Below are 26,407 nucleotides of genomic sequence, written 5' to 3'. Positions count from 1 at the left end.
GGTCGCGATCCGTCGTCCGCCCCCTCCCGCGCTGGAACGCGCCCCGAGCCTTGGAGCTGCCGATGACGGCCACCGCCGTGCTCACCGCCCGCGCCCTCCTGCTGGACATGGACGGCACCCTCGTCAACTCCGACGCCTCGGTCGAACGCGTCTGGCGGCGCTGGGCCGAGCGTCACGGGCTCGACGGGGACGAGGTCATGAAGGTCGTCCACGGCCGGCAGGGCTACGCCTCCATGGCGCTGCTGCTGCCCGAGCGGCCCATGGAGCAGAACCACGCCGACAACGCCCGGATGCTCGCCGAGGAGACGGCCGACACCGACGGTGTCGTCGCGATCCCGGGGGCGCCGGAGTTCCTGGCCTCGCTGCGGGGGCTCCCGCACGCGCTGGTGACCTCCGCCGATGTGCCGCTGTCGACGGCGCGGATGGCGGCGGCGGGTCTGGAGCAGCCCGAGGTGCGGGTGACGGCGGAGTCCGTCGGGGCGAGCAAGCCCGACCCGGAGGGCTTCCTGAAGGGCGCCGCCGAGCTGGGGATCGCGCCCGCGGACTGTGTGGTGTTCGAGGACTCCGGAGCCGGGATAGCGGCGGGGCGCGCCGCCGGGATGACGGTCGTCGGGATCGGGCCCCGCGCCGCGATCCACGAGCCGGACGTGGTGGTGGAGGACCTGACGCAGGTACGGGTGGAGGCCGTGGGCGACGGGACGATCCGCCTCCACATCGGGTGAACCGCGGCCGCCCGTCCCGCTGCCCGGTTCACGCGGAGGGAGAGGATTCCGCCCGGGCCGGTCACGGCTCCCGGGTTTCCGACTCCAGCTTCTCCCGGGTCGGCCGGTCGTAGACGCCGAGTTCGTCGCTCTGGACACCGCGCGACCACTGGTAGGTGCGGACCGCGTCCGCAAGGCGGTCGTCGAAGGTGCCGTCGGCTTCGTCGGTGTAGAGCACCAACTGGCGCAGGCGGAGCTGGAGTTCGGTGACCTCCGGGCCGCGGTCGCCGAGGCGCAGGACGGCGGGGCCGGTCTTCTGACGGCCGTTGTCCGGGGGCGCCTGCCCGGGGCCGGTCGCCGAGCCCGACGGCTGCGGAGCCGACGCCGAGGGCGACTGCGGCGAGCTCGCCGAGGCGCTCGGCCCGGACGGCGAGGCGGACGGGCTCCCGCTGCGGGACGGCGACGGCGGCGGTGCGGCCGGGGCCGCGGGAGCGGCCGAGGCGCCGCCCCGCGCGGGCGTGGACGCCGCGCTGCTCGACCGGGCGTCCGGCACGCTCGCGCGGATGCCGTCCGGCAGGGCGGTGTCCCGGGAGGGACTCTCGTAGGAGAACAGCCCGCTCGCATACCCCGCCGCCGCGACGACGGCGACACCGGCGCCGGCCGCGACGACGAGGAGGTTCCGGCGCCGCCGCCCGGGTCTGCCCGCGCCGGGCCCACCCGCTTCCGCGGCGCCGCGATCCGCCCCGGCCGTGCCGTCGAACAGGCGCAGATCGGTGACGCTCGGCTCGGTCACGGCGGGAGCCGGGGGAGCCGGAAGCGCCGAGCCGGCGGAGGCCGCCGGCAGTACGGCGGTCGCGTCCGGGCCGACGGGGCGCAGGGGCATGGTGGCCTCGGCGGGTGCGCCTTCGGCCACGGGCCCGGGGTCCTGGGGCCGGGGAGCCTCCGCAGCGCCGTTTCCGGTGGGCTGGGGGTCGGCTCCGTGCGGGGGTGTGGCGGTGTTGCCCGTTGTGGCTGGCCTCTGTGTGCCCTCGGTCGCGCGCGGGAGTGGGGCGCCGTTGCCCGTTGTGGCTGGGCCCTGGGCGCCGCCCTCGGTCGTCTGCCCGGGGTCCTGGGGCCGGGGTGCCTCCGCAGCGCCGTTTCCGGTGGGCTGGGGGTCGGCTCCGTGCGTGGGTGTGGCGGGGTTGCCCGTTGTGGCTGGGCCCTGGGCGCCGCCTTCGGCCACGGGCCCGGGGTCCTGGGGCCGGGGTGCCTCCGCAGCGCCGTTTCCGGTGGGCTGGGGGTCGGCTCCGTGCGGGGGTGTGGCGGGGTTGCCCGTTGTGGCTGGCCTCTGTGTGCCATCGGTCGCGTGCCGGAGTGTGGCGCCGTTGCCCGCTGTGGCTGGGCCCTGGGCGCCGCCCTCGGTCGTCTGCCCGGGGTCCTGGGGCCGGGGTGCCTCCGCAGCGCCGTTTCCGGTGGGCTGGGGGTCGGCTCCGTGCGGGGATGTGGCGGGGTTGCCCGTTGTGGCTGGCCTCTGTGTGCCCTCGGTCGCGCGCGGGGGTGTGACGCCGTTGCCCGTTGTGGCTGGGCCCTGGGCGCCGCCCTCGTGCCCGGCCCCCTGGGCAGGTGATGCCTCCGCCGGGCCGGTTCCCGGTCGTAGGGCGGTGTCGTGCGGGGTGGGGTCGGCCGGGTTGTTCGACGGTGCCGTGGCCCCGCCCGGGTCGCCGGAGGCCCCGGCGTCGATCTCCACGTACGGGCGGATCCGCAGCGGGTCGAAATCCTCCGCTGCCGCCGCCTGCGCCGTGCGGGCGTCGCGGAGGGCCTCGGCGGCACGGTGCGTGCAGGCGCAGGTCGGGGTGTTGTCCCGCTGTCTGGGCGCGCCGCACTCCGGGCACGGGTGGCCGTTGGGCAGTTCCACGCGTTCCTCCCTCCCCTCGCGAACTCCAGAGATTATCCAGATCTTCTCCACAGCGCGGTCGAGGAGCCCCCGGAACGACGGCTTCCAAAAGGGCCCGGCAGGCCATAACCGGTCACAGCGGTCACGATGGAAAAGGTCACAGGAGACACGGGAGGTCGTATGGCCGGGGACGCGAACGCCACCATGCTGACGCCCCCGGGCGCGGCCCCCCAGGAGCAGGTGCCCGGGAACGTCCTGGTCTCCATCGGCGCCCTGCTCCTCGGCATGCTGCTGGCCGCCCTCGACCAGACCATCGTGTCGACCGCGCTGCCCACGATCGTCAGCGATCTCGGCGGCCTGGACCACCTCTCCTGGGTGGTCACCGCCTATCTGCTGGCCGCGACCGCCGCCACCCCCCTGTGGGGCAAGCTCGGCGACCAGTACGGGCGCAAGAGGCTGTTCCAGACGGCGATCGTGATCTTCCTGATCGGTTCCGCGCTGTGCGGCGCCGCACAGGACATGGCTCAGCTGATCGCCTTCAGGGCGCTTCAGGGGCTCGGCGGCGGCGGGCTGATCGTGCTGTCGATGGCGATCGTCGGAGATCTGGTGCCGCCTCGTGAACGCGGCCGCTACCAGGGCCTGTTCGGGGCCGTGTTCGGCGCGACCAGCGTGCTCGGGCCGCTGCTCGGCGGGCTGTTGACCCAGCACCTGAGCTGGCGCTGGGTGTTCTACGTCAACCTGCCCGTCGGCGTCGTCGCGCTCGCCGTGATCGCCGCCGTCCTGCACATCCCGCGCACGGCGCGACGGCACGTCATCGACTACCTCGGCACGTTCCTCATCGCAGCCGTCGCCACCTGCCTGGTACTGGTCGCCTCGCTCGGCGGGACGACCTGGGCGTGGGGGTCCTGGCAAATCATCGGCCTCGCGGTCCTGGGCGTGCTCCTCGCCCTCGCCTTCGTGGCGGTCGAGCGGCGGGCCGCCGAACCCGTCCTGCCGCTCAAGCTGTTCCGCGTACGCACCTTCACGCTCGCCGCCCTGATCAGTTTCGTCGTCGGGTTCGCCATGTTCGGCGCCATGACGTATCTGCCGACCTTCCTCCAGGTCGTGCAGGGCGTCAGCCCGACCATGTCCGGTGTGCACATGCTGCCGATGGTGCTGGGCCTGCTGCTGGCCTCGACGGCCTCCGGGCAGATCGTCAGCCGCACCGGCCGCTGGAAGGTGTTCCCGATCGCCGGCACCGGCATCACCACGCTCGGGCTGCTCCTGCTCCACCAGCTCGACGAGCACAGCTCCACCGCCGAGCTGAGCGGCTTCTTCTTCGTCTTCGGGCTCGGACTCGGCCTGGTGATGCAGGTCCTGGTGCTCATCGTGCAGAACGCCGTCCCCTACGAGGACCTGGGCGTGGCCACCTCCGGCGCGACCTTCTTCCGCTCCATCGGCGCCTCGTTCGGCGTCGCCGTCTTCGGCACGATCTTCGCGGGCCGGCTCGGCGACCAGCTCACGGACGCCTTCCGGGGCGTCCGGCTGCCGCCCGGCATCTCCGTGGACACCCTGGAGGCCGACCCGCGCGGCATCGCCGCCCTGCCGTCCGGCCTGCGCCCGCCCGCCCTGCACGCCTACGCCGTCTCCATCACGGACGTCTTCCTCTACGCCGCCCCCGTCGCGCTCCTCGGGTTCGTCCTGGCCTGGTTCCTCAAGGAGGACCGGCTGCGCGGCTCGGTCACCGCGCCCGACGTCACCGAGACCCTCGCCAGCAACCCCGTCGAGCGGTCGTCGTACGACGAGGTGTGCCGGGCGCTGTCGGTGCTCGGCACCCGCGCGGGGCGGCGCGAGATCTACCGGAAGATCACCGCCCGGGCGGGCTACGACCTGCTGCCCGCCACGAGTTGGCTGCTGCTGCGGATGCGGCGCCACGGCTCGGTGGAGCCGGGCGCGCTCGCCGACTCGATGCCCGTGCCGCTGACCGTGGTCATGGAGGCCGCCCGGCAGGCCGAGGAGCGCCGCCTCGCGGTGCGGCAGGGTGTCGACATGGTCCTGACCGGCGAGGGGCGCGAGGTCGCCGGCCGGCTGGCCGAGGCCCGGGAGGAGTCCCTCTCCGAGCTGCTCGGCGACTGGTGGGGGCCGGACCGGCCGACCGACCTGGAGCGACTCGTGCGGGAGCTGACCGGCGAACTGTGCGGATCGCGGCGCGAGCGGCCGTACAGCGTGCCTGCCACGCCGGAGAGGACCTGACTTCAGCCCAACTCCTTGCTGAACCAGTGTTCCGCGTACCGGTCGTCGTTGTGGGGCGCGGTCTCCGTGTAGCCGAGGCGGGCGTAGAGGCCGCGGGCCTCGACGAGGTCGCCGCGGGTGTCGAGGATCATCCGGGCCGCGCCGAGCGCGCGTGCGGCGTCCTCGGCGGCCCGGACCAACAGCGGGGCGCCGCCCCGGCCGCGCATCGGCTCGTGCAGGAACACCCGGGTGAGCTCGGCGGTCTCGCCGTCCAGCAGCCGTACGCCCGCGCTGCCGGCCGGCTCACCGTCGTACCGGGCGACGAGCAACCGCCCACCCGGCGGGGCGAGATCGGCACCGGAGCGGGCGGCGATCTCCCGCTCCAGCTCGGCCGGGTCGGTCCGGCGCCCCTCGTGCAGCAGGTACCAGCGGTCGCTGACCTCGGTGTAGTACGCCCGCCAAAGCGCGGCGGCGACAGGGGAGTCGTATGGCTCCGGGGTCACGGTCCAGGTCATGGACCGCATTCTTCGCAGGCGTCCCACCGGACACGCAAGCGAATAGTCCCGGCCATGTTCCGCGCCCCGGTTGCGCCCGGGCGCCGTTTGGGGACGGGCTTTGGGGACACCCGACGGGCGAACCGGCTCGCGAGGAGAGCCGGTTGGGCGAGAACCCGGAAGGCATTCATGTCCACTGGCCTGATCATTGCTCTGATCGTGATAGCGGCGGTCGTCATCATCGCGGCCGTCATGACCCTGCGCGCCCGCGGGAATCGGCGCGGCCCGAGCCTCAAGCGGCGCTTCGGGCCCGAGTACGACCGGGCCGTGGCCCGGCACGACGGTGACGCCAAAGCGGCCGAGCGCGAACTGACCGAGCGCGTGCAGCGCCACGGCGATCTGCGCGAGCGGTCGCTGGAGCCGGCGCAGCGCGAGCAGTACGAGGCGCGCTGGACGGCCGCGCAGGAGCGGTTCGTCGACTCCCCGCGCGAGGCCGTCATCGAGGCGGACCGGCTGCTCGCCGAGGTCGCCGGTGTCCGGGGCTTCCCGGACGGCGGGCAGTACGAGGAACAGCTGGCCGCGCTGTCCGTGCACCACGCCCACCACGTGGACGGCTACCGGCGCGTGCACCGCGCGGCGCATCTGCGTGCGGAGGACGCCCGGGACGGCGGCCAGGGCACGGAAGACATGCGCGAGGCCATGGTCGCGGCCCGCGCCCTGTTCGAGGAGCTGGTGAAGCCGGCCCGCCACGACGGCGACGGCCACACCGGCGGACGGCACGACGACGGCCGCGAGCGCGCCGCCCTGAACGGCGGCCGCAAGACTCCGGCCCGCGGCGGTCACCTGCCGTGGGCGATGAACCGACGTCAGGCGAAGGAGAGTTGAGGCAATGACCGACATGACCCGACCGCCCGGCGACCATACGCCGGACGCCCGCGGCGAGAGCGCCCCGGGCACGGGCCACGACACGGTCCGGGACCCGGACCTGGACCGCGGCGCCACGCGCGGCACCGACGCCGACCGTGGCACCCCGCACGGCGTCGACACCGACCGCGGCGCCCCCCTCGGCACCGACGCGGACCGCGCCGCGGCGCACGGCACCGACGTACCCGCCACCGACCGGCACAGTGCGGACGGCACAGACCGGCACGGCACCGACGGGCACCGCACCGACCGGCACGGTACGCACGACAGGGACCGGCTCGATACGCACGGCACCGACCTGCCCGGCACCGACCGGCACGGTACGCCCGGCACCGACCGGCACGGTACGGACCGGCTCGGCGCCGAGACATCCCGTGGCGATCACGGCACCGGCCCCGACAAGGTCGGCTCCGCCAAGAACCGGGCCCACCTCCTGGCCCACGACGACTCCGACAAGCTCGGCTCGCAGTTGCAGCACGCCGTCGCCGGGTTCGTCGACGGGCCCCGGGCCGCCGTCGAGGAGGCCGACCACGTGCTGGAGGAGATCGCGGCCCGCTTCACCGAGGCCGTGACCCAGCGCCGCCGCACCCTGCGGCACTCCTGGCAGTCCGTCGAGGGCGGCGAGGGCAGGTCCGTGTCGTCGGCCGACACCGAGCAGCTCCGGCTGGCCCTGAAGGACTACCGCGAACTCGCCGAACGGCTGCTGCACGTGTGATCAGGGGTGCGTCCCCCGGTCGTCAGTGCTCCGCCCGGCGCTCCCGCCACTGCCGTACGACGTCCTCGACGTCGTACGGCTTCTTTCCCAGCGGGGGGCCGGGCGGCGGCTTGAACATCATCTCGCGGACCTTGTCGTTGATCTCGCCGATGATCTTCCGGACGATCCGCTCCGAGGGGGCCGCGAGCGCGGCCTCCAGCGCGTCCTCCGCTTCCTTGCGCAGTGCCAGCGTGGGCGGGAGGACGGAGAAGCCCTCGCGGGCCATCTTCCGCTTGACCCACCACAGTTCGTCGTAGGTGCTCTCGATGTCACGGGGGAGCGGTTCGCCCACTCCTGGCAGCCGTTCGAACTCCCCGCGCCTCTCCGCGTCACGGATCTGCTTGTCGACCCAGGACTCGAAGCCGACGCCCGGTGGCTTTCGCTCGGTCATGAGGCCATTGTGCCGGACACCGCGCAGCCAGGCGTTCTATCATTCGGCGGACTTGCAGTCCCACCCAGGACGTCTCGGACGAGGAGCGCACGTGCTCGAACTCACCATGGCCACCGTCGCGGAGGCGGAGGCGGGAGCCACGGCCGGCATGCTCATGGCCGACGCGCCGAGCGAGCCGGGCGCGGTGCTGCGGGTGGGCCGGGACAAGTCCGTGTGCCGGCTGAGCACGCCGGACGACTGGCTGTTCGTCTCCCGCGTCCACCTGGAGTTCCTGTGCGGGCCGGACGGGACCTGGCAGCTCACCTGGCTGCGCGGCTCGCAGCCCGACCCGTCCTCGGAAGTGCGGCTGACCATGGGGGAGTACGTCCAGCCGCTCGCGTACGGCGGCACTGTCCCGCTGCCCAGGGGCGGCAGCGGCGAGATCATCATCCAGGACCGCACCGCCCCGCGCAGCGTCAACGTGGGCTTCTACCACGAAGTGTGACGGCGGGACCGCACGCCGTTGTGACGGCGAGACTGCACGCCGTTGTGACGGCGAGACTGCACGCCGTTGTGACGGCGGGGCCTCACACCGTCTGACGGCTGGCCCTCACGCCAGCACGCGGGCCAGGGCGAAGCCGTCGTAGCCCTTCATGCCCACCGTCTGGATCGCGGTGCCGCTCAGCCTCGGGTGGGCGGCGATCAGCTCGATCGCGGCGCGGGTGCCCATGACGTCCGGTGCGGTGCTGTCCGCGTCGACGACCCGGCCGCCCCGTACGACGTTGTCGAGGACGATCAGACTGCCCGTGCTGGTGAGCCGGATCGCCCACTCCACGTAGTGCGGGTTGTTGGCCTTGTCGGCGTCGATGAAGACCAGGTCGAACGGGGGCGGGTTCTCGTCGGCCAGCTTGGGCAGCGACTCCAGGGCCGGCCCCACCCGCACCTCGACCAGCTTGTCCAGGCCGGCGCGGGCGATGTTGCGGACGGCGACCTCGGCGTGCCGCGGGTCGTACTCCAGGGAGACCAGCCGCCCGTCGGCGGGCAGGGCGCGGCCCAGCCAGATGGTGCTGTAGCCGCCCAGCGTGCCGATCTCCAGGATGTGGCGGGCGCCCTGGATCTGGGCGAGGAGCTGGAGGAGCTTGCCCTGGTTTCCCGCGACGTTGATGTGCGGAAGCCCGGCGGCGTCGCTGTCGCGCAGGGCAGCCGCCAGGGCTTCGTCATCCGGGGCGAGGTGGGCGGTGAAGTAGGCGTCGACCTCGCCCCAGACGTGCGACTCGCTCATGCGCCTCTACCTTTCGTCAGCATAGTTAGCATCCCTAACTACTGGCGCTGACGAAGATAGTTGGTGCACGGGGCGCTGTCAGCGGGTTGTCACTCGGCGTGTCGACCCGCCACCGAGGGCGCCGAGCCGGGCAGCGGACGCCCCGCCGACTCCGCCATGCGCCACACCGCGAAACCGCCGATCACGGCCGCGCCCATCATGTAGTACGCGGGCATCATCATGTTCCCGGTCGCCCCGATCAGGGCCGTGACCACCAGCGGGGTCGTGCCGCCGAACAGGGACACCGAGACGTTGAAGCCGATCGACAGCGAGCCGTAGCGGACCTTCGTCGGGAACAGCGCCGGCAGCGCGGCGGGCATCGACGCCGTGAAGCAGACCAGCAGCATGCCGAGTGCGCCCATGCCGAGCGCCACCGCGAGCAGGCTGCCCTCGCGGATCAGCAGCAGGGCCGGGACGGACAGCAGCAGGAAGCCCGCGCAGCCGGTGGCGATCACCGGGCGGCGGCCGACGCGGTCGGTCAGCGCGCCGACGAACGGCTGGGCGATCATCATCGCGGCCATCACGCCGAGGACGACCAGCAGGCCGTGCGTCTCGTCGTAGTGGAGCTGGCCGGTCAGGTAGCTCGGCATGTACGACAGCAGCATGTAGTCGGTGACGTTGAAGACCAGCACCAGGCCGACGCAGAGCAGCAGCGCGCGCCACTGGCCGGTGATCATCTCGCGCAGCGGCGTCTTCGGGCGGTTGTTATCGGCCTTCTCCGCCTCGGCCGCGAACGCCGGGGTCTCCTCCAGACGCATGCGCAGGTAGAGGCCGATGATGCCCATCGGGCCCGCGATCAGGAACGGGATGCGCCAGCCCCAGGAGGTCAGGTCGTCGGCGGAGAGCAGAGCGGTCATGATCGTGACCAGGCCCGCGCCGCCGATGTAGCCGGCCAGCGTGCCGAACTCCAGCCAGCTGCCGAGGAAGCCGCGCCGCTTGTCGGGGGCGTACTCGGCGATGAACGTGGAGGCACCCGCGTACTCACCGCCGGTGGAGAAGCCCTGCACGAGCCGGGCCACCAGGAGCAGGATCGGCGCGCCGACACCGATCGTCGCGTACGACGGGATCAGCCCGATCGCGAAGGTGCCCACGGCCATCATGATCATGGTCAGGGCGAGGACCTTCTGGCGGCCGACGCGGTCGCCGAGCGGGCCGAAGACCATGCCGCCGAGAGGGCGGACCAGGAAGGCCGCGGCGAAGGCGCCGAACGTCGACAGCAGCTGGGCGGTGGGGTTGCCCGAGGGGAAGAAGACCTTGCCCAGCGTCACCGCGATGTAGCTGTAGACGCCGAAGTCGAACCACTCCATCGCGTTGCCCAGCGCGGCCGCCTTCACGGCGCGCCTGACGAGCGCGGGGTCGGTGACGGTGGGGTCGGGGGAGTTCGCCTTGCGGGTCTTCACGAGGGACGCGGGGGCGACGACTGAGGCAGTCGACAAGACTCGCTCGCCTACCTTTCGACGGGGACAGGGACGCGGCCCCGCGCGGCGACGCTGTCGTACGGGCCGAAAAGGCGACGATAGGCGGTTTTCATCCGCTTACGGGCGGTACGGAATTGGCTGCATACTGCACGTAAACCGTTGCTGTGCTGGCACTTCTGCCCCACGGAAAGCGGTTCACGACCGATCTTCATGTGACGCTTATCGCTTCCGTATCGCGTCAGGACAGCCTCCGTATCGCGTTCGGACCGCCTCCGTATCGCGTCCGGACAGCTTCCGCATCGCGTCCGAGCCGCTTCCGCGAGAAGCCGTCACGCCGTCCGCGCACGGTCGATGCGGCCCGCGCCTCCTTCCCCGAAGCCACACGATGCCCATAGGGTTCGCAGGAGGAATGCCGACATTCGGGACATATCGGATGGGCTGGTGCGGGAGGCCGACGAGGCGTGGCGGATGCGGATCACGGCGGCGGACGGCCGGCGGAGGGCTTCGGAGCGACGGCCGCCGGCGGGGCCCGCGCACGTCTGCGCGCCGCCCGCGTGGGCCTGTGGCTGATCGCCGCCGTCCTCGCCGCCCGGCAGGTGGCCGTCGTCCTCGCCACCCCGCGCGGTGAGCGGCTGACGGACCTGGAGACCTGGGTCGGGCCCAACGGCGTCCTGCATGTGAACGGCTCGCTGTACGACTCGACCCGCTTCACGGGCACCCCCTTCGGCGGGCTCGCCCTCAAGCCCCTCACCCGTTCGGCCGAACAGGCCCTCGGCTGGGGCTGGACCTTCGGCACGCTGCTGCTCGTCGTCGCCCTCGGCGTGATCGCGGCTCGCGCCCTGCCCCCACCGGTCAGCCGCCGCACGGCACTGCTGGCCGCGCCGGTCGCCGTCAGCCTGCTGATGCTGTCCCTGCCCGTGCGCAGCACGCTCTCGCTCGGCCAGACCAGCATCATCCCGGTCCTGCTCGTCCTGCTCGGCTGCTTCGCCACCCGCGGCCAGCGCACCAGCGGCCTGCTCATCGGCCTCGCGGCGGCCCTCCAGCCGACGCTGCTGCTGTTCACACCGCTGCTGTGGTGCACCGGCCGCAGACGCGCCGCGCTCGCCACCGGCGTCACCTTCGCCGTCGGCACCGGGCTCGCCTGGGCGGCGATGCCGCACGACTCCCACCGCTACTGGGTCCACCACATGGCGGGCGTCGGCCTCGGCGGCCCGGCCGACGACCTCGCCAACCAGTCCCTGCACGGCGCCCTGCTCCGGTTCGGCCTGAACGGCCCCCTGGAGATCGCGCTCTTCCTGACGCTCGGCGCGGCCGTCGCCGTCCTGGCCCTGCGCCGGGCCGTGCGGTACTTCGACGACGGACAGCTGCTGCTCGCGGTCGCGATCACCGGCTGCGCCGCGATCGTCGTCTCACCCACGGCCTGGCAGCACCAGCTGCTGTGGGTGCTGCTCGCGGTGGTCGGCCGGGCCGGTATCCGCGCCGGTGACCGCTATGTGTGGCCGGTCGCCGTTGTCCTGGTCATGACGCTGCCCGCCGGCATGCTGCTGCCGGACATGGACGCCCTCGACCCGCTGCGGGACAACCTCGTCCTGCCGGCCGCGCTCGCCGCCGCCGTCGCCGTGCCGTTCCTGCCCCGCGGCTCGCCCTTCTACCGGTCGCCGAAACCGGCCGCCTACGCGCCCGCAGCCACCACCCGCTTCCGGCACGTGCCGCTGATGCCGTTCCTGCGCCGGGCCCTCACCAGACCGAACCTCCTCCTGGAACTGCTCCTCCTGCGCGTCGCCTACGCCGCCTACTCCCAGGTCCGCCTCGCCGCCGGTGGCGGCAGCAACTCGGCCGGGCGCGCCGAGGCGGAGGAACACGGCAGACAGGTCTACGACCTCGAGCGCGTCCTGCACCTCGACCTCGAGCGCTGGGCCAACCACACCGTCGTCGGGATCGGCTGGCTGCGGGACGTCCTCGACCAGTACTACACGTCGTTCCACTTCGTGGTCCCGCTGGCCGTCCTCGCGGTCCTCTACTGGCGCCGCCCCGGCGACTACCGCTGGGCCCGCTCCGCGCTGGGCTTCGCCACGCTGCTCGCCCTGGTCGGCTTCTGGCTCTACCCCCTGGCCCCGCCCCGTCTGATGCCGACGCTCGGCTTCATCGACACCGTGCACGGCGTCCAGGACTTCTCCCAGCCCGACTACGGCACGCTCACGGCCCTCACCAACCAGTACGCGGCCATGCCGTCCCTGCACTTCGGCTGGTCCCTGTGGTGCGGCGTGGTGATCGCCCTCCTGGCGACGCGATGGTGGCTGAAGGCCTTGGGCGCGCTGCATCCGCTGCTCACGCTCGCGTCGATCGTCGCGACGGCGAACCACTGGGTGCTGGACGCGGCGGGGGGAGCGGTGGTGGTGGCGGTGGGGTTCGGGGTGACGTATTTCCTGCAGGGGCCGCGGGCGCGGGCGGTGGTGACTGCCGACGGCGAACGCACACCGACCCGGAACCCCGTCCACGGCTGACAGGTCCCAGGCCAACGCCGCCTGCCTCCATCCCCCTGGCGCGGCCGTCCCGAGATGCAACCCGGGTGAGGGCCGCGCACGATGAGAAAGGGACACCCTCTGTGGAGGTGATCGGGATGCGGCGTGTGCTCACCGCCCTGGCGGCCCTGGCTGTGCCAATCTCCCTTGTCGGAGCGCCGGCTGTAGCGGCATCACCTGGAACCTCTGCGACCGCCGTGGTGAAACCCGCCCAGGCCGCAGACAAGTTGAACCGCCCAGCAGCCCTTGTGGCCCAGGGACCGGACGACGTATGTGATTTCACCATCAACCGACCGAACCTCCGTCTGGGGTCGTCCGGGGCGGTGGTCCAGCAGGCCCAGTGCTACCTGAATCAGGCGATCGACGCCGGCCTGGACGTGGACGGGGACTTCGGCGGAGTCACGCAGTCCGCGACGAGGGCCTTTCAGCAGTGTGCCGGCATCGTCGTGGACGGTCGTATCGGAGCCCAGACCTGGTCGTTCCTCTCCTTCTGGGCCAACGCGCCGGACGCTCCCTTCTGTTAGTGAGCGGCCGGGACGGCGGACTCGCCTCCGCATTCGAACCACACGGTCTTCCCGCCCCCGGACCACAGTGACACGCCCCACTTGTCGGCCATCGCGTCCAGCAGGAGCAGGCCCCGGCCGTTCTCGGACTCCGCGTCCAACGTGTCCGGCATGCACGGCAGTTCATCGCTGCCGTCCGTGACCTCCACCCGTACGCCGGTGCGCTGCCGTAGCAACAGCAGCGCGCAGCGGCGGTCCGGGACGTGCCGTACGACGTTGGCGAGCAGCTCCGTGACACCCAGCTCCACGGTGTCCGACAGCTCGGGCATGCCCCACTCGCCGAGGAACGAGCGGACGATACGGCGGATGTGCCGGGGGGCGTGTTCACCGACGGTGAGGCGCATCGTGTACTGGGCGGGAATGTATTCGTTCACGGGACGAGGCTGACGTGCGGTGACTACCCTCGGCTACGGAACGGATACAACCGGTTCCGTGGTGGACCGAGTTGCGTGAGAGGGGCTTCTGCCGTGACCCACATCAACGCCCTTGACCCGGGAGCATCGCCGCTCGACTACTACGGCTTCGAGCTGCGCCGACACAGGGAGGCCGCCGGCCTGACGCAGCGGCAGTTGGGGGACATCCTCAACTACACGGGCTCCTTGGTGGGCCAGATCGAGACGGCGAGGAAGCTGCCGACGCCGGAGTTCAGTGAACGGGCGGATGCGGCGCTGGGGACGGACGGCATGTTCTCCCGGCTGGTTGAGCTGGTCCTGCGTAGTCGGCTTCCGGCTTGGTTCCAGCAGGTGGCGGAGCTGGAGGGGCGGGCGACGGAGATCAGCACGTTCCAGACCCATGCCATCCACGGCCTCCTGCAGACTCCCCAGTACGCACGTGCCGTGCTCGGAGTGCTGGACGACACCGACCTGGAAGACCGCACTGCCGTCCGGTTGGCTCGACAGCGCATCCTGGAGAAGGGGCAGGCCGCGGTCCTCTGGATGGTCATCAGCGAATCCGTCCTGTACCAGGAGGTGGGCAGTCGGGAGACCATGCGGGGGCAACTGGCTCATCTGTTGGCCTTCGAGCGCATCCCCGCGGTCAACATCCAGATCTTGCCGTTCTCTGCCGGCGCGCATGCAGGAATGCAAGGCTCGTTCACCCTCTTCCGGTTCGCGAGCGACGCGGCCATCGTCTACACAGAGGGCTACGGCAGCGGGCATCCGACCGCCAATCCGGACACCGTCAGAGACTGCTCGCTCCGTTACGATCATCTGCAGGCCGCCGCGCTCTCCCTCAGGGATTCGGCGGAGTTGATCCGGCGATTGATGGAGGAACGCTATGGCGAGCAACGCGCTTCCGGCGGGGACTCAGTGGCGTAAGTCCAGCTATAGCGGCGATCAAGGCGGCGAATGCGTCGAATGCGCGCCGATCGGAGCCCTGGCCTGGCGCAAGTCCACGTACAGCGGTGACCAGGGCGGTAATTGTGTAGAGGTCGCCGAAACCTCTGCCACCGTCGCAATACGAGACTCCAAGACCCCGGCGGGACCGATCCTCACCCTCGATCCCGCCGCCTTCACCACCTTCGTCAACTGGACGTCTACAACCGCTGAATGATCGTGCCGGTGGCCAAGCCACCCCCCGCACACATCGTGACCAGCGCGAACTCCTTGTCCGCGCGCTCCAGTTCGTGCAGGGCCGTCGTGATGAGCCGGGCCCCGGTCGCTCCCACCGGGTGCCCGAGCGCGATCGCCCCGCCGTTGACGTTCACCTTCGACAGGTCCTGGTCGAAGACCCGCGCCCAGCTCAGCACCACCGACGCGAACGCCTCGTTGATCTCCACGAGGTCGATGTCCCTCAACGACATCCCGGCCTTGCCCAGCACGGCCTTCGTCGCGTCGATCGGGCCGTCGAGGTGGAAGTGGGGGTCGGATCCCACGAGGGCCTGGGCCACGATCCGGGCCCGGGGGCGGAGCTTCAGCGCCCGGGTCATCCGTTTCGACGCCCACATGACCGCCGCCGCCCCGTCGGAGATCTGGGACGAGTTGCCCGCCGTGTGCACCGCCGTCGGCATGATCGGCTTCAGCGCGGCCAGCGCCTCCGCCGTCGTGTCGCGCAGGCCCTCGTCCTTGTCGACCAGGCGCCACATGCCCTGCCCGGCGTGCTGCTCCTCCTCGGTCGTGGGGACCTGGACCGCGAACGTCTCTCGTTTGAAACGCTCCTCCGCCCAGGCGTGGGCGGCCCGTTCCTGAGAGGCGAGCCCGAGGGCGTCCACGTCCTCGCGGGTCAGGCCCCGGTGGCGGGCGATGCGCTCGGCCGCCTCGAACTGGTTGGGCAGGTCCACGTTCCACTCGTCGGGGAACGGCTTGCCCGGCCCGTGCTTCGAGCCCGACCCCAGCGGCACCCGCGACATCGACTCCACCCCACAGGAGATGCCGACGTCGATCACGCCGGCCGCGACCATGTTGGCCACCATGTGCGAGGCCTGCTGGGAGGACCCGCACTGCGCGTCGACGGTCGTCGCGGCCGTCTCGTAGGGGAGCCCCATGGTCAGCCAGGCCGTGCGCGCGGGGTTCATGGACTGCTCGCCGGCGTGCGTGACCGTACCGCCGACGATCTGCTCGACGCAGTCGGCGGGGATGCCGGTGCGGCCGAGGAGTTCGCGGTAGGTCTCGCCCAGGAGGTAGGCGGGGTGCAGATTGGCGAGCGCGCCGCCGCGCTTGCCGATGGGGGTGCGTACGGCTTCGACGATCACGGGTTCGGCAGCCATGGGTGCGGGTCCTCTCCGGGAGGCTCAGCGGAACTAGTACGCGTTCTAGTTCTGTGGGTAGTGTGCTGAGGGCTGCTCGGTGACCGCAATAGTCATGCGGGCAATTGGCGGGCCCGTGCCTCTTGCCACTTGTAGAACCCGTTACTACCGTCACCGCAACTCCGCACAACTGATGGGCCGTCAGACGTCAGAGTCGGTACGAGTGGTGGGAGCCGCCCATGCCCTGTCCCGCGCTGCCCGACGGGTTCGACTTCACCGACCCCGACCTGCTGCACCGCCGCGTGCCCCTGCCGGAGTTCGCGGAGCTGCGCCGGGTCGAACCGGTCAGCTGGGTGGCACAGCCGACCGGTCTCGCCGGCTTCCAGGACGACGGCTACTGGGCGGTCACCCGGCACGCCGACGTCAAGTACGTCTCCACGCACCCGGAGCTGTTCTCGTCGTCCCTCAACACGGCGATCATCCGCTTCAACGAGCACATCGAACGCGACGCCATCGACGCACAGCGGCTGATCCTGCTGAACATGGACCCGCCGGAGCACACCCGGGTCCGGCAGATCGTGCAGCGTGGATTCACGCCCCGGGCGATCCGGGCGCTGGAGGGCAGGCTGCGGGCCCGGGCCCGCTCCATCGTCGCCTCCGCCCGCGCGCACACCGGACCGTTCGACTTCGTCACCCAGGTCGCCTGCGAACTGCCCCTCCAGGCGATCGCCGAACTGATGGGTGTCCCGCAGGAGGACCGCGACAAGATCTTCGACTGGTCCAACAAGATGATCGCGTACGACGATCCCGAGTACGCCATCACCGAGGAGGTCGGCGCCGAGTCGGCCACGGAGATCATCGCCTACGCGATGAACATGGCCGCCGACCGCAAGCAGTGCCCGGCCCACGACATCGTCACGCAGCTCGTCGCGGCGGAGGACGAGGGCAACCTCAGCTCCGACGAGTTCGGCTTCTTCGTGCTGATGCTGGCCGTCGCGGGCAACGAGACCACCCGCAACGCCATCACCCACGGCATGCACGCCTTCCTCACCCACCCGGAACAGTGGGAGCTGTACAAGAGCGACCGGCCGGACACGGCGGCGGAGGAGATCGTGCGCTGGGCGACCCCGGTCGCCGCCTTCCAGCGCACGGCCACCCAGGACACCGAACTCGGCGGCAAGCGCATCCGCGAGGGCGACCGGCTGGGGCTGTTCTACGCCTCCGCCAACCACGACCCGGAGGTCTTCGACGACCCGGACACCTTCGACGTCACCCGCGACCCCAATCCGCACCTCGGGTTCGGCGGCGGCGGTCCGCACTACTGCCTGGGCAAGTCCCTCGCCGTCCTGGAGATCAACCTCATCTTCAACGCGATCGCCGACGCCATGCCCGGGCTGAGGCTCGTCGGGGATCCGCGCCGGCTGCGGTCCGCCTGGATCAACGGGGTGAAGGAGCTTCCCGTGAGCACGGGCTGAAACGGGCCACGGGCATGGCGAAGGCGGCGGCCCCGGGGGATCAGGGGGCCGCCGCCTTCGGTCTGTGGGGTGGAGCCTGCTTGCGCCGGCGACCTTGCGCAGCGGCAGCAGGCGTCCACGGAAACAGCCACACCGCATATGCGCAATAACCCCTTTTACTAGGTATGGCCGCATGTGCGGGGCGGGCCGGCGGCGGTGACCGGGGGCTTGTCCCTACGGCCCTGCTTCGTAGGTGACCCGGGTCATGTGGGCGGCCTCACTTCTCGGCGGCGTCGAACGTGACCGGCGTCTCGAAGGCCGCCCGGCGCGTGGCCCGGCGCAGCGCCCTGAGCACCGCCGGACCGAGGGTGAGCGTCAGGACGACCGTGACGACGGCCCGGCCCAGGTCCCAGCCCAGCGACGTGGCCAGGCAGTACGCGACGAAACGGGCCAGGTTCGCGGCGACCGGCGCGTGCGGGTCGAACGCCGCGTTGGAGGCGAGGGCGCTCATGAACGGCCAGCCCGCCATGTTCATCACCGTCCCGTAGGCGAACGCGGCGAGGAAGCCGTAGCCGGCGAGCATCGCGAGCTCGGCCCGGCCGCGCAGCCGGTCCGGGCCGGGCAGCAGGCCCGCGCCCATCGCGAACCAGCCCATCGCCAGCATCTGGAACGGCAGCCACGGCCCGACCCCGCCCGTGAGCAGCGCGGACGCGAACATCGTCACCGAGCCGAGGACGAACCCGAAGCCCGGGCCGAGCACCCGGCCGCTCAGCACCATCAGGAAGAACATCGGCTCGATCCCGGCGGTACCGGCGCCGATCGGCCGCAGTGCCGCTCCCGTGGCGGCCAGTACGCCGAGCATCGCGACCGCCTTCGGGCCGAGACCGGACTCCGAGATCGCCGCGGCCACGACCGCCACGAGCAGCACCAGCACGCCCGCGAAGAGCCAGGGCGCGTCCTGCGCGTGCGCACCGATCCGCGAGGTGGGCGGGGCGAGGAAGGGCCAGCCGAAACCGGCCACGCCCACCGCGCTGACCAGGGCCAGGGCGGCGACGGAGCGGGGGCCGAGCCGCACGGCCCGGGCCTGCCGCTGCGCGGGCGGGCGGGTGGTCGCCTGGAGACTCATCGGCCGGTCTCCTCCAGTGCGGTGCGGACCTGGGCGACCGTGAGCCAGTGCTGGGGCGCCAGGATCTTGGTGACCTGCGGGGCGAAGGACGGTGACGAGACGACGACGTCCGCCGTCGGGCCGTCCGCGATCACCTCGCCCTCGGCCAGCAGCACCACCCGGTGGGCGAGCTCGGCCGCGAGCTCCACGTCGTGCGTGGCCAGGACGATGGCGTGCCCCTCGGCGGCCAGCGCGCGCAGAACCGTCACCAGCCGGGCCTTCGCCGCGTAGTCCAGGCCCCGGGTCGGCTCGTCCAGCAGGAGCAGCGGGGGCCGGGCGGTCAGCACGACGGCCAGGGCGAGCGCGAGCCGCTGCCCCTCCGAGAGGTCCCGGGGGTGGATGTCGTCGGTGACGCCGGGCAGCAGCTCGGTCACCAGGGCCCGGCAGGTGCCGGGGTCCGCGCCTGCGTCCTGGTCGGCCGCCGCGCACTCGGCGGCGACGGTGTCGGCGTAGAGCAGGTCGCGGGGTTCCTGGGGGACGAGGCCGACCTTGCGGACGAGGTCCTTCGGAGGGGTGCGGTGGGGGGTGGCTTCGCCGACTCGGACGGTTCCGGAGCTGGGCTTGACCAGGCCTACGAGGGAGTTGAGCAGGGTGGACTTTCCGGCGCCGTTTCTGCCCATGAGGGCGATGGTTTCGCCGGGGGTGAGGGTGAGGGTGATGTTGTGCAGGGCCTGGATGCGGGCGCGGGTGACCGAGAGGGCCTGGATGTGGGCGGCGCCTTCCGGGGTGGGTTGTGCGGGTCGTTTGCGGGTGCGGGCCGGTTGTGGCTTGTCGCGCAGTTCCCCGCGCCCCTGAGGGACGTGCTCCAGCTGTTGCTTCAGAGGTGCTGCCCTGCGGCGGGCGTCGCGGACCGTCAGGGGGAGGGGGGTCCAGCCCGCCAGGCGGCCCAGGGCCACCACCGGGGGGTACACCGGGGACACGGCCATCACCTCGGCCGGGTCGCCCAGGATCGGGGGTGCGCCCGGGGCGGGCAGCAGGACGACCTGGTCGGCGTACTGGATGACGCGTTCCAGGCGGTGTTCGGCCATGAGGACCGTCGTGCCGAGGTCGTGGACGAGCCGCTGGAGGACCGCCAGCACCTCCTCGGCGGCCGCCGGGTCGAGCGCGGAGGTCGGCTCGTCCAGGACGAGGACGCTCGGGTGCGGGGTGAGGACCGAGCCGATCGCGACGCGCTGCTGCTGGCCACCGGAGAGCGTGGCGATCGGCCGGTCGCGCAGACCGGCCAGGCCGAGCAGGTCCAGCGTCTCCTCGACGCGGCGGCGCATCACGTCCGGGGCGAGGCCCAGCGACTCCATGCCGTAGGCCAGTTCGTCCTCGACGGTGTCGGTGACGAAATGGGAGAGCGGGTCCTGGCCGACCGTGCCCACCACGTCGGCCAGCTCGCGCGGCTTGTGGGTGCGGGTGTCGCGGCCGGCGACCGTGACCCGGCCGCGCAGGGTGCCGCCGGTGAAGTGCGGGACGAGCCCGCTGACCGCGCCCAGGACCGTGGACTTGCCGACGCCGGACGGACCGGCCAGCAGGACGAGTTCGCCTTCCGGGACCTCGAAGTCGATGCCGCGGACGGTGGGTTCAAGAGCCCCGTCGTACGTCACGGAGACATCCTCGAAGCGGATCACGACGGCTCCTTGGGATCGGGGGCGACGAACGCGGGCAGCAGGCCGAGCAGGACGGCCGCGGCCGGCCAGAGGGGGAGGGCCGGGGCGACCAGGGGGACCACACCCGGGTGCAGGGCCGCGGGGTCACGGGCCGCCGCGAGGGCGAGCAGGGCCGCCACCGCGACGCCGGAGGCGACGACCAGCCAGGCGCGCACGTCCCAGCGGTCCGGGCGGTAGCGGGTGCGCGGCGAGCGGCGTCCGCCGAGCCTGAGACCCGCGAGGGCGGCGGCGAGACCCGCCAGCAGCAGGGGGAAGCCGTAGGCCGCCCCTTCGGCGGTGAGCAGGCCGTACGTTCCCGTGCAGACGCCGAGCAGACCGCCCAGGGTGAGGACCGCGGTGGTACGCCGTACCGCGGGCGGGACCTGGGCGGTACGGCCGTAGCCGCGGGCGTCCATCGCGGCGGCGAGGGCGACCGAACGCTCCAGCGCGCCCTCCAGCACCGGGAGCCCCACGTGCAGCAGGCCCCTGATGCCCCTGTCCGGGCGGCCGCGCAGACGGCGGGCGGCGCGCAGGCGCTGGACGTCGGCGATGAGATTCGGGGCGAAGGTGAGGGCGACGACGACCGCGACGCCCATCTCGTACAGGGCGCCCGGCAGGGACTTGAGAAGGCGGGAGGGGTTGGCGAGGGCGTTCGCGGCGCCGACGCAGATGAGGAGGGTGGCCAGGCGCAGACCGTCGTACAGGGCGAAGGTGAGGGCCTCCGCGGTCACCTCGCCGCCGAGGCGGATGCCCTGGGCCCAGGCGGGGAGGGGGAGTTCGGGGAGGGTGAGGAGGGTGTGCGTGCCCGGGATCGGGGAGCCGAGGGCGATCGCGAAGAGCAAGCGGATGAGGATCACGGCGAGGGCGAGCTTGACGAAGGCGCCGTAGGAGCGGGACCAGGGGGTGTCGGGGCGGCGGGTGGCCACGACATAGGCGGAGACGGTGATGAGGAGGGCGAGGAGCAGGGGGTTGGTGGTGCGGGTGGCCGCCGTGCCGAGGGACAGCGCCCAGAGCCACCAGGCTCCGGGGTGCAGCTGGGCCCGGCGGCCGTGTCGGGTGGCGCTAGCCACGCCGCCGTACCTGCCAGATCGCCGCCCCGCCCAGGACCACCACCACGGCGACGCCCGCGACCAGGCCCAGGGACGGGCCGCCGTCAGACTCGGTCTTCTGCTCCGTGGCGGGCCTGTCGTGCTCCGGGGTCCGCTTCTGCGAGACCTGTTCGCCGCAGCCCTTCCGCGGATAGCCCGCGATCGCGCACAGCAGGGCGTTGGTGTCGTAGCGCAGCGGCTTGGCCACCGCCGCCAGGGCCTCGGCCGTCGTCGCGTCGGGGGAGACCCGGGCGCAGGCCGTGCGGGCGGCGGGCGGGGACTCGCCCTCGGGGGCGTGCGACGGGGTGCCGAAGTCGATGACCAGGGCCACCCGCTTGCGGCCGTCCTGCGCGGGCGTCTTCGCGCAGATCGCCGCGAAGCCGGCCTTGCCGCGCGGCCGGGCCGCGTTCGCGGAGTCCTCGCTCACCGCGAAGCGGACGCCCTGGACGTCGCCGTCCGAGGGCCGGGCCACGGACGGGCCCTGGGTCGCGTAGACCCACTGCTCGCCGTCGCGCTCCCAGAAGGACCAGTACCGGTAGCCGGCGGCCTGGGCCTGGCCCGCCCCCGCGCACAGCAGGAGTGAGGCCAGGAGGAGGAGAAGGGCCCGGCGGATCACGGCTGCTGCTTCTTCTTGCGGCCGGTGAACAGGAAGCCGATGCCGATGCCGGCGACGAGGCAGACGCCGACGTACCACCAGACGCCGAAGAAGTCCGAGCCGGAGTCCTCCTTCTCCTCGTCCGCGGCCTTGGTCTTCTCCGCCGTCTGCGGGGCCGGGCCCGTGGCGCTCAGCTGCTTCACGAGGTCGGCGCCGCCGAAGTCACGGGGGTTCGTGCCCGTGGCGTGCGCGGCGAAGATCAGCTGGGCGTAGGCGGCCGGACCGCTCTGCGCGGCCCATTCGGCGGAGTTCTTCTCCAGCCACCGTACGGACTTCTCCGCCTGCGCGGTGGCGCCCTGCGCGGCGAGCGCGACGACCGCGTCGGCGGTGTTGCCGTAGTCGGGCTGGGGCTCGGCACCGGCCAGTGCGGACATCAGATGCCCGCCGTCCTCGGTCAGGGCGGCGGTGAGGTAGCCCGCGCCGTTCGCCGCCGCCTGCTGAGGCGTGGCGGCCTTTTCGCACGTCGCCTCGGACTTCTTGCCGGGCTCGACGACCATGCCCTTGCCCAGGGAGCCGAGCACACCGGCCGCCGTGGCGTCCGCGTTGGCGACGAGCCCGCCCTTCTTGTCCGGCTGGAACGCGAAGGCGCCGTCGTCGTCCCCGCCGCAGGGCAGGGCGAGCTTCAGCAGCGCGTCGTAGGGGGACTTGCCGTCCTTGACGACCTGGTCCGGCTTCTCGCCCGCGGCGGCGAGCGCGCCCACGACGACCGACGTCGAGTTGGTGTCGCTGGCACCGCCGGGCGAGTAGCCCCAGCCGCCGTCCTTGTTCTGCACGGACTTCAGCCAGCCGACGGCCTTGCCGGTGACGTCGTCGTGCCCGCCGAGCGCGGTGAGCGCCTGCACGGCGGCGGCCGTGGCGTTGGTGTCCAGCAGGGTCTTGGCGTCGCACGCGGCGGTGGGGTCGGGGCGGTACGCGGCGAAGGAGCCGTCCTCGCAACTCTGCCGCGCCAGCCACTCCACGGACTTCCCGGCGGGCTTCACCCCCACGGTGTCCTGCGCGAGCAGCGCGAGCGACTGGCGCCAGACGCCGTCGTACTTCGGGTCCGTGCCGCCGTACAGGGCGGACGGGAACGCCTGGGAGGGCGACGGGGACGGGTCGGCGGCGGCCGGGGTGGCGGCGCCGATCACGGCGACGGCGGCCAGGACCGCGGCGCTGCGGCGGACGTTCATGATCGGCGGGTGCCTCTCCCTGTGGGGGAGCCGGGCAGCACGGGACACCCCGGCGGCTCGGCTCCGTATACCTCGACGGTGCCGTGCACCGGCGGACTGCCGGGACACGTGAGCCGGTCACGAACCGTACGGAGCGATCCGGCTCACCGCCGCGGGCGGTTCACGGTTGCGGGTCAGCGCCGGAATTGCACCGGCTTTCCCCCGTACGGGTGATGACGACCCGCTCACTGTACCCGCACGTAGGAATCGGGCCGAGGGCCCCTGGGCCTCGCGGCACGGGGCCGCCGGACCGGTGGTGAGGGCGACCGAGGCGGAACCGTGGAACTCCCTGGTACTGCGCAGGAGTTGATCCTCGCCGGGGTGCCGACCGGCTACCGTGGGGTGTCCTCGACCACACACTCAGGAGCGTCCATGACCGAGCAGGAGCCGTTCCCCAAGATCGACACCTCGGTGCCGCACTCGGCCCGGATCTGGAACTACTGGCTGGGCGGGAAGGACAACTACGAGGTCGACCGGGCGGCCGGTGACGCGTTCCGTGAGGTCTTCCCCGGGATCGAGACCGGCGCCCGTGCCGCCCGCTACTTCCTCGCCCGCGCCGTGCGCCATCTCGCCGCCGAAGAGGGCATCCGCCAGTTCCTGGACGTCGGCACCGGCCTGCCCAATGTGGACAACACCCACCAGATCGCCCAGCGGGTGGCCCCGGAGAGCCGGATCGTCTACGTCGACAACGACCCGCTGGTGCTGGCCCACGCCCGCGCCGTGCTCACCAGCACCCCGGAGGGCGTCACCAACTACGTCGACGCCGACCTGCGCGACCCCGGCGCCATCGTCCGGGAGGCCGGGAGGACACTCGACTTCGACCAGCCCGTCGCCCTCATGCTGATGGGCATCCTGGGCCACATCGAGGACGACGACGAGGCCCGCTCGATCGTGCGGCAGCTGGTGGACGCCCTGCCCCCCGGCAGCTACCTCGTGCAGTACGACTCCACCGACACCAGCGAGGACTACGTCCGGGCCATCCAGCAGTACAACGACGGCGGCTCCAGCCCGTACATCCTGCGCAGCCCCGAGCAGATCGCCCGCTACTTCGACGGCCTGGAGCTGCTCGACCCGGGCGTGGCCTCCTGCTCCCGCTGGCGTCCCGACGCGGCGGCCCTGGGCCTGCCCGCGGAGGTGCACCAGTACGGCGGCGTCGCCCTCAAGCGCTGAGCCTCAGGTCTCCTGAAGGACGCGGTGCAGGATGGTCGGAGTCTCGTCCGGCGACTCGGCTTCGACCACCAGCCGGTTCATGGCGTCCCAGTAGCACTCGATCTCGGCCGGCCGGTCGGGGTAGAGGGCGCCGGTGAGCTGCTCCAGGTAGACCACGTCGGGCAACTGCCCGCCGGGCAGCCGCAGAATGGTGACCGGGCCGCCCTCCGCCGCGTGGGCGCCGGCGGTGAACGGCAGGATCTGCACGGTCACGTGCGGGAGCGCGCAGATGTCGATGAGATGCCTGAGCTGGTCCCGCATGACCTGGAGGCCCCCCAGCGGGCGGCGCAGCGCCGCCTCGTCGATCACCGCCCACAGCCGGGTCGCCGGCTGCCGGTGCAGGATCCGCTGGCGGGCCATCCGCAGGGCGACCCGGCGGTCGATCTCGGCCGCACCGGCGTCCGGGTGCACGAGCCGCACGGCGGCCCGGGCGTAGTCGGCGGTCTGCAACAGGCCGGGGACGCGCTGCACCCGGAAGCAGCGGATGAGGCTCGCCGCCTGCTCGGCCCCGAGATAGGTCTGCGTCCAGGCGGGCACGACATCGCTGTACGACCGCCACCAGGCAGGGGTGTTGGCCTGCTCGGCCAGCGCCATCAGCGTGGCGCGCTCGGCCTCGTCCGTGACGCCGTAGAGGGTGAGCAGATCGGCGACGTCGCGCAGCTTGAAGCCGTGGCGGCCGGCTTCCATCCGGCTGATCTTGGAAGGGGAGGCGCGGATGACGTGCCCCGCGTCCGCCCGGCCGATGCCCCGCTCCTCCCGCAGGGCGCGCAGCCGGGCGCCGAGGGCCAGGCGCGGCACCATGGGCCCGGCGCACCCGCCGTCCAGGGCCCCGCCGCCGGTCGTCGTGCGTGCGGCCTCTTCGGTGCCCATGGGCATCTCTCCCGGTGCGAGCGTTGCTTCCGACCATCCTAGGGGCGCCGCACAGCGTCAAGGGCCGTATGACGCGGGCACGTTCGGCCGGAGTCCTCGCAGTCCGAGCCGGACTGGGCGGCCCTCTCACACCGCCACGTATGTCACCGGCTCGCTCCCCGGCACCGCCTCCGCCCGTCCCAGCTTCACCAGGCGCCGCAGATGCGCCTCGGCCTCCGAGACGGCGATGGTGCGGGAGCCGTACGGGATCTCGGACCAGGGACGGTTCCACTCCATGCGCTCGGCGAGCTGCCAGGGGGTGAGGGGCTCGGCGAGCAGGGCCAGCAGGCCGGTCAGGCGGGACTCGTGGTGGGTGAGCAACTCCCGTACGCGGGCGCCGGCGTCGGAGAACGGGTACTGGTGGGCCGGGAGGATCTCGGCGGGGGCCAGCCGGCCGACGCGTTCCAGGGAGTCGAGGTAGTCGCCCAGGGGGTCGGTGACCGTGGTGTCCTCGGGATCCTCGTAGAGGCCGATGTGCGGGGTGATCTCGGGCAGCAGGTGGTCGCCGGAGAACAGGCGCCCCCGGCCCGGGAGCCGGGCCGGATGGTCCTCCTCCAGGTGGAGGCAGACATGGCCCGGCGTGTGCCCCGGGGTCCAGATCGCGCGCAGCCGGCGGCCGGGCAGTGCCAGGAGTTCGCCGGGGGCGATGTCGCGGTCGGGCAGGGCGGGGGAGAGGCCGGGCAGGGTGCGGTGGCGGGGCTGCCGCAGGGGCGCGATGTGCTCCTCGGGCGCACCGGCGGCGGTGAGCTTGGCCGCCATGTACGTGAACCAGCGCTCGGGGCGGGCCTCCCGGGTCCGCCGTACGACCGCGGTGTCCGCCGCGTGCATCGCGATCCACGCGCCCGACGCCTGACGGACCCGGCCGGACAGCCCGTGGTGGTCCGGGTGGTGGTGGGTGATGACCACGCCGTGGATCTCGGCGGCCGAGGTGCCGCAGGCCGTGAGGCCCTCCGTGAGGGTGTCCCAGGAGTCCGGGTCGTCCCAGCCGGTGTCGATCAGCACCGGGCCGCGGTCGGTGTCGACGACGTACACCAGCGTGTGGCCGAGCGGGTTGTCCGGGATCGGGACCTGCAGGGAGCGGACGCCTCCGCCGTGGTCGGTCACCTGTGTCATGGGCTCCCCTGTCGCCGACTCCCCGTCACTATAACTAGAACGAGTTCCAATGGGGGTCTTCCGGTGGTGCGCGGTCCGTGGACTCCTCGGGGCGGGGCTGGTATCAGTGGGCGTATCTGATGAGCCGTCAGAAAATGC

Annotated in this window: 25 protein-coding genes; 11 read left to right on the top strand and 14 right to left on the bottom strand. The window is 72.4% G+C overall.

The genetic code is table 11. The features are described from left to right. The first annotated feature begins 62 nt into the window (after positions 1–62). The gene (locus tag IGS69_RS09745) at positions 63–722 is read left to right on the top strand and encodes an HAD-IA family hydrolase (protein WP_190898349.1); all 660 of its coding nucleotides are present in this window, start codon (positions 63–65) and stop codon (positions 720–722) included. Positions 723–783: 61 nt separating this feature from the next. Here the strand turns inward: IGS69_RS09745 and IGS69_RS09740 are convergent, their stop codons facing one another. Continuing rightward, positions 784–1,614, bottom strand: a complete 831-nt coding sequence (locus IGS69_RS09740) for a peptidoglycan-binding domain-containing protein (RefSeq protein ID WP_190898347.1) — start codon at positions 1,612–1,614, stop codon at positions 784–786. A gap of 1,140 nt (positions 1,615–2,754) precedes the next feature. Between IGS69_RS09740 and IGS69_RS09735 the strand changes: the two genes are divergently transcribed. Continuing rightward, on the top strand, positions 2,755–4,806 hold the full coding sequence (locus IGS69_RS09735; protein ID WP_190898345.1) for an MDR family MFS transporter: 2,052 nt from the start codon (positions 2,755–2,757) through the stop codon (positions 4,804–4,806). A gap of 2 nt (positions 4,807–4,808) precedes the next feature. On the opposite strand, the gene IGS69_RS09730 is transcribed toward IGS69_RS09735, so the two are convergent. Continuing rightward, positions 4,809–5,300, bottom strand: a complete 492-nt coding sequence (locus IGS69_RS09730) for a GNAT family N-acetyltransferase (protein ID WP_190898343.1) — start codon at positions 5,298–5,300, stop codon at positions 4,809–4,811. A 168-nt stretch (positions 5,301–5,468) separates the two neighbouring features. On the opposite strand from IGS69_RS09730, the gene IGS69_RS09725 reads away from it, so the two are divergent. Together IGS69_RS09725 and IGS69_RS34570 are read left to right on the top strand one after the other, a co-directional pair. Continuing rightward, positions 5,469–6,164, top strand: coding sequence for a hypothetical protein (locus tag IGS69_RS09725; protein WP_190898342.1), 696 nt, complete (start codon positions 5,469–5,471; stop codon positions 6,162–6,164). A gap of 4 nt (positions 6,165–6,168) precedes the next feature. Beyond that, entirely contained in the window at positions 6,169–6,918 is a 750-nt protein-coding gene (locus IGS69_RS34570) for a hypothetical protein (protein WP_232543470.1), read from the top strand. 22 nt (positions 6,919–6,940) lie between these two features. Here the strand turns inward: IGS69_RS34570 and IGS69_RS09715 are convergent, their stop codons facing one another. Next, entirely contained in the window at positions 6,941–7,348 is a 408-nt protein-coding gene (locus IGS69_RS09715; RefSeq protein ID WP_190898340.1) for a DnaJ family domain-containing protein, read from the bottom strand. 91 nt (positions 7,349–7,439) lie between these two features. Between IGS69_RS09715 and IGS69_RS09710 the strand changes: the two genes are divergently transcribed. Further along, positions 7,440–7,832 (top strand): FHA domain-containing protein, encoded by a 393-nt coding sequence (locus IGS69_RS09710; RefSeq protein ID WP_190898339.1) that lies wholly within the window; start codon positions 7,440–7,442, stop codon positions 7,830–7,832. A 105-nt stretch (positions 7,833–7,937) separates the two neighbouring features. Here the strand turns inward: IGS69_RS09710 and IGS69_RS09705 are convergent, their stop codons facing one another. Both IGS69_RS09705 and proP read right to left on the bottom strand, forming a co-directional pair. Beyond that, positions 7,938–8,609 (bottom strand): O-methyltransferase, encoded by a 672-nt coding sequence (locus tag IGS69_RS09705; protein ID WP_190898338.1) that lies wholly within the window; start codon positions 8,607–8,609, stop codon positions 7,938–7,940. Between the two features lie 89 nt (positions 8,610–8,698). Then, positions 8,699–10,084 carry a glycine betaine/L-proline transporter ProP gene (gene proP, locus IGS69_RS09700; RefSeq protein ID WP_190898330.1) on the bottom strand — a complete coding sequence of 462 codons (1,386 nt, stop codon included), beginning with the start codon at positions 10,082–10,084 and terminating at the stop codon, positions 8,699–8,701. A gap of 443 nt (positions 10,085–10,527) precedes the next feature. Here proP and IGS69_RS09695 point away from each other — a divergent pair, with 443 nt between their 5' ends. Then, entirely contained in the window at positions 10,528–12,570 is a 2,043-nt protein-coding gene (locus IGS69_RS09695; protein ID WP_190898329.1) for a bifunctional glycosyltransferase 87/phosphatase PAP2 family protein, read from the top strand. Positions 12,571–12,671: 101 nt separating this feature from the next. Beyond that, complete coding sequence (locus IGS69_RS09690; RefSeq protein ID WP_232543469.1) at positions 12,672–13,112, top strand: peptidoglycan-binding domain-containing protein; 441 nt, start codon at positions 12,672–12,674, stop codon at positions 13,110–13,112. Here the strand turns inward: IGS69_RS09690 and IGS69_RS09685 are convergent. Next, positions 13,109–13,525 carry an ATP-binding protein gene (locus IGS69_RS09685; RefSeq protein WP_232543468.1) on the bottom strand — a complete coding sequence of 139 codons (417 nt, stop codon included), beginning with the start codon at positions 13,523–13,525 and terminating at the stop codon, positions 13,109–13,111. The two genes, IGS69_RS09690 and IGS69_RS09685, sit on opposite strands and share 4 nt — an antisense overlap. A 93-nt stretch (positions 13,526–13,618) precedes the next feature. Here IGS69_RS09685 and IGS69_RS09680 point away from each other — a divergent pair, with 93 nt between their 5' ends. Next, entirely contained in the window at positions 13,619–14,467 is an 849-nt protein-coding gene (locus tag IGS69_RS09680; protein ID WP_190898327.1) for a helix-turn-helix domain-containing protein, read from the top strand. Next, positions 14,427–14,702: a DUF397 domain-containing protein gene (locus tag IGS69_RS09675; protein ID WP_190898326.1), complete on the top strand. Its 276-nt coding sequence runs from the start codon at positions 14,427–14,429 to the stop codon at positions 14,700–14,702. Before IGS69_RS09680 ends, IGS69_RS09675 begins: the two co-directional genes overlap by 41 nt. Here IGS69_RS09675 and IGS69_RS09670 read toward each other — a convergent pair. Beyond that, positions 14,686–15,855, bottom strand: coding sequence for a steroid 3-ketoacyl-CoA thiolase (locus IGS69_RS09670; protein ID WP_190898324.1), 1,170 nt, complete (start codon positions 15,853–15,855; stop codon positions 14,686–14,688). The genes IGS69_RS09675 and IGS69_RS09670 overlap by 17 nt on opposite strands. Positions 15,856–16,073: 218 nt before the next feature. Between IGS69_RS09670 and IGS69_RS09665 the strand changes: the two genes are divergently transcribed. Beyond that, complete coding sequence (locus IGS69_RS09665; RefSeq protein ID WP_190898323.1) at positions 16,074–17,309, top strand: cytochrome P450; 1,236 nt, start codon at positions 16,074–16,076, stop codon at positions 17,307–17,309. Positions 17,310–17,565: 256 nt separating this feature from the next. Here IGS69_RS09665 and IGS69_RS09660 read toward each other — a convergent pair whose 3' ends face one another. The 5 genes from IGS69_RS09660 to IGS69_RS09640 are packed head-to-tail and all read right to left on the bottom strand — an operon-like array spanning position 17,566 to position 22,999. Then, on the bottom strand, positions 17,566–18,414 hold the full coding sequence (locus IGS69_RS09660) for an ECF transporter S component (protein WP_190898322.1): 849 nt from the start codon (positions 18,412–18,414) through the stop codon (positions 17,566–17,568). Further along, positions 18,411–20,069, bottom strand: a complete 1,659-nt coding sequence (locus tag IGS69_RS09655; RefSeq protein WP_190898321.1) for an ABC transporter ATP-binding protein — start codon at positions 20,067–20,069, stop codon at positions 18,411–18,413. The genes IGS69_RS09660 and IGS69_RS09655 overlap by 4 nt, the downstream gene beginning before the upstream one ends. Further along, positions 20,066–21,157, bottom strand: coding sequence for an energy-coupling factor transporter transmembrane component T (locus IGS69_RS09650; RefSeq protein ID WP_232543467.1), 1,092 nt, complete (start codon positions 21,155–21,157; stop codon positions 20,066–20,068). Before IGS69_RS09650 ends, IGS69_RS09655 begins: the two co-directional genes overlap by 4 nt. Further along, the gene (locus IGS69_RS09645; RefSeq protein WP_190898319.1) at positions 21,150–21,791 is read right to left on the bottom strand and encodes an SCO2322 family protein; all 642 of its coding nucleotides are present in this window, start codon (positions 21,789–21,791) and stop codon (positions 21,150–21,152) included. The genes IGS69_RS09650 and IGS69_RS09645 overlap by 8 nt, the downstream gene beginning before the upstream one ends. After that, a complete protein-coding gene (locus IGS69_RS09640; RefSeq protein ID WP_190898318.1) occupies positions 21,788–22,999 on the bottom strand; it encodes a prenyltransferase/squalene oxidase repeat-containing protein in 1,212 nt (403 codons plus the stop codon). The genes IGS69_RS09645 and IGS69_RS09640 overlap by 4 nt, the downstream gene beginning before the upstream one ends. Positions 23,000–23,410: 411 nt before the next feature. Between IGS69_RS09640 and IGS69_RS09635 the strand changes: the two genes are divergently transcribed. Further along, positions 23,411–24,208, top strand: a complete 798-nt coding sequence (locus tag IGS69_RS09635; protein WP_190898317.1) for an SAM-dependent methyltransferase — start codon at positions 23,411–23,413, stop codon at positions 24,206–24,208. 3 nt (positions 24,209–24,211) lie between these two features. On the opposite strand, the gene IGS69_RS09630 is transcribed toward IGS69_RS09635, so the two are convergent. Next, positions 24,212–25,117 (bottom strand): helix-turn-helix domain-containing protein, encoded by a 906-nt coding sequence (locus IGS69_RS09630; RefSeq protein WP_190898315.1) that lies wholly within the window; start codon positions 25,115–25,117, stop codon positions 24,212–24,214. A 126-nt stretch (positions 25,118–25,243) separates the two neighbouring features. Then, entirely contained in the window at positions 25,244–26,269 is a 1,026-nt protein-coding gene (locus IGS69_RS09625; protein WP_190898314.1) for an MBL fold metallo-hydrolase, read from the bottom strand. Positions 26,270–26,407: the final 138 nt, after the last annotated feature.

Origin of the sequence: Streptomyces tuirus (assembly GCF_014701095.1) — a bacterium.
In the GTDB taxonomy this organism is placed as follows: Bacteria; Actinomycetota; Actinomycetes; order Streptomycetales; family Streptomycetaceae; genus Streptomyces; species Streptomyces tuirus.
This window is presented reverse-complemented; position numbering and strand designations above follow the sequence as displayed.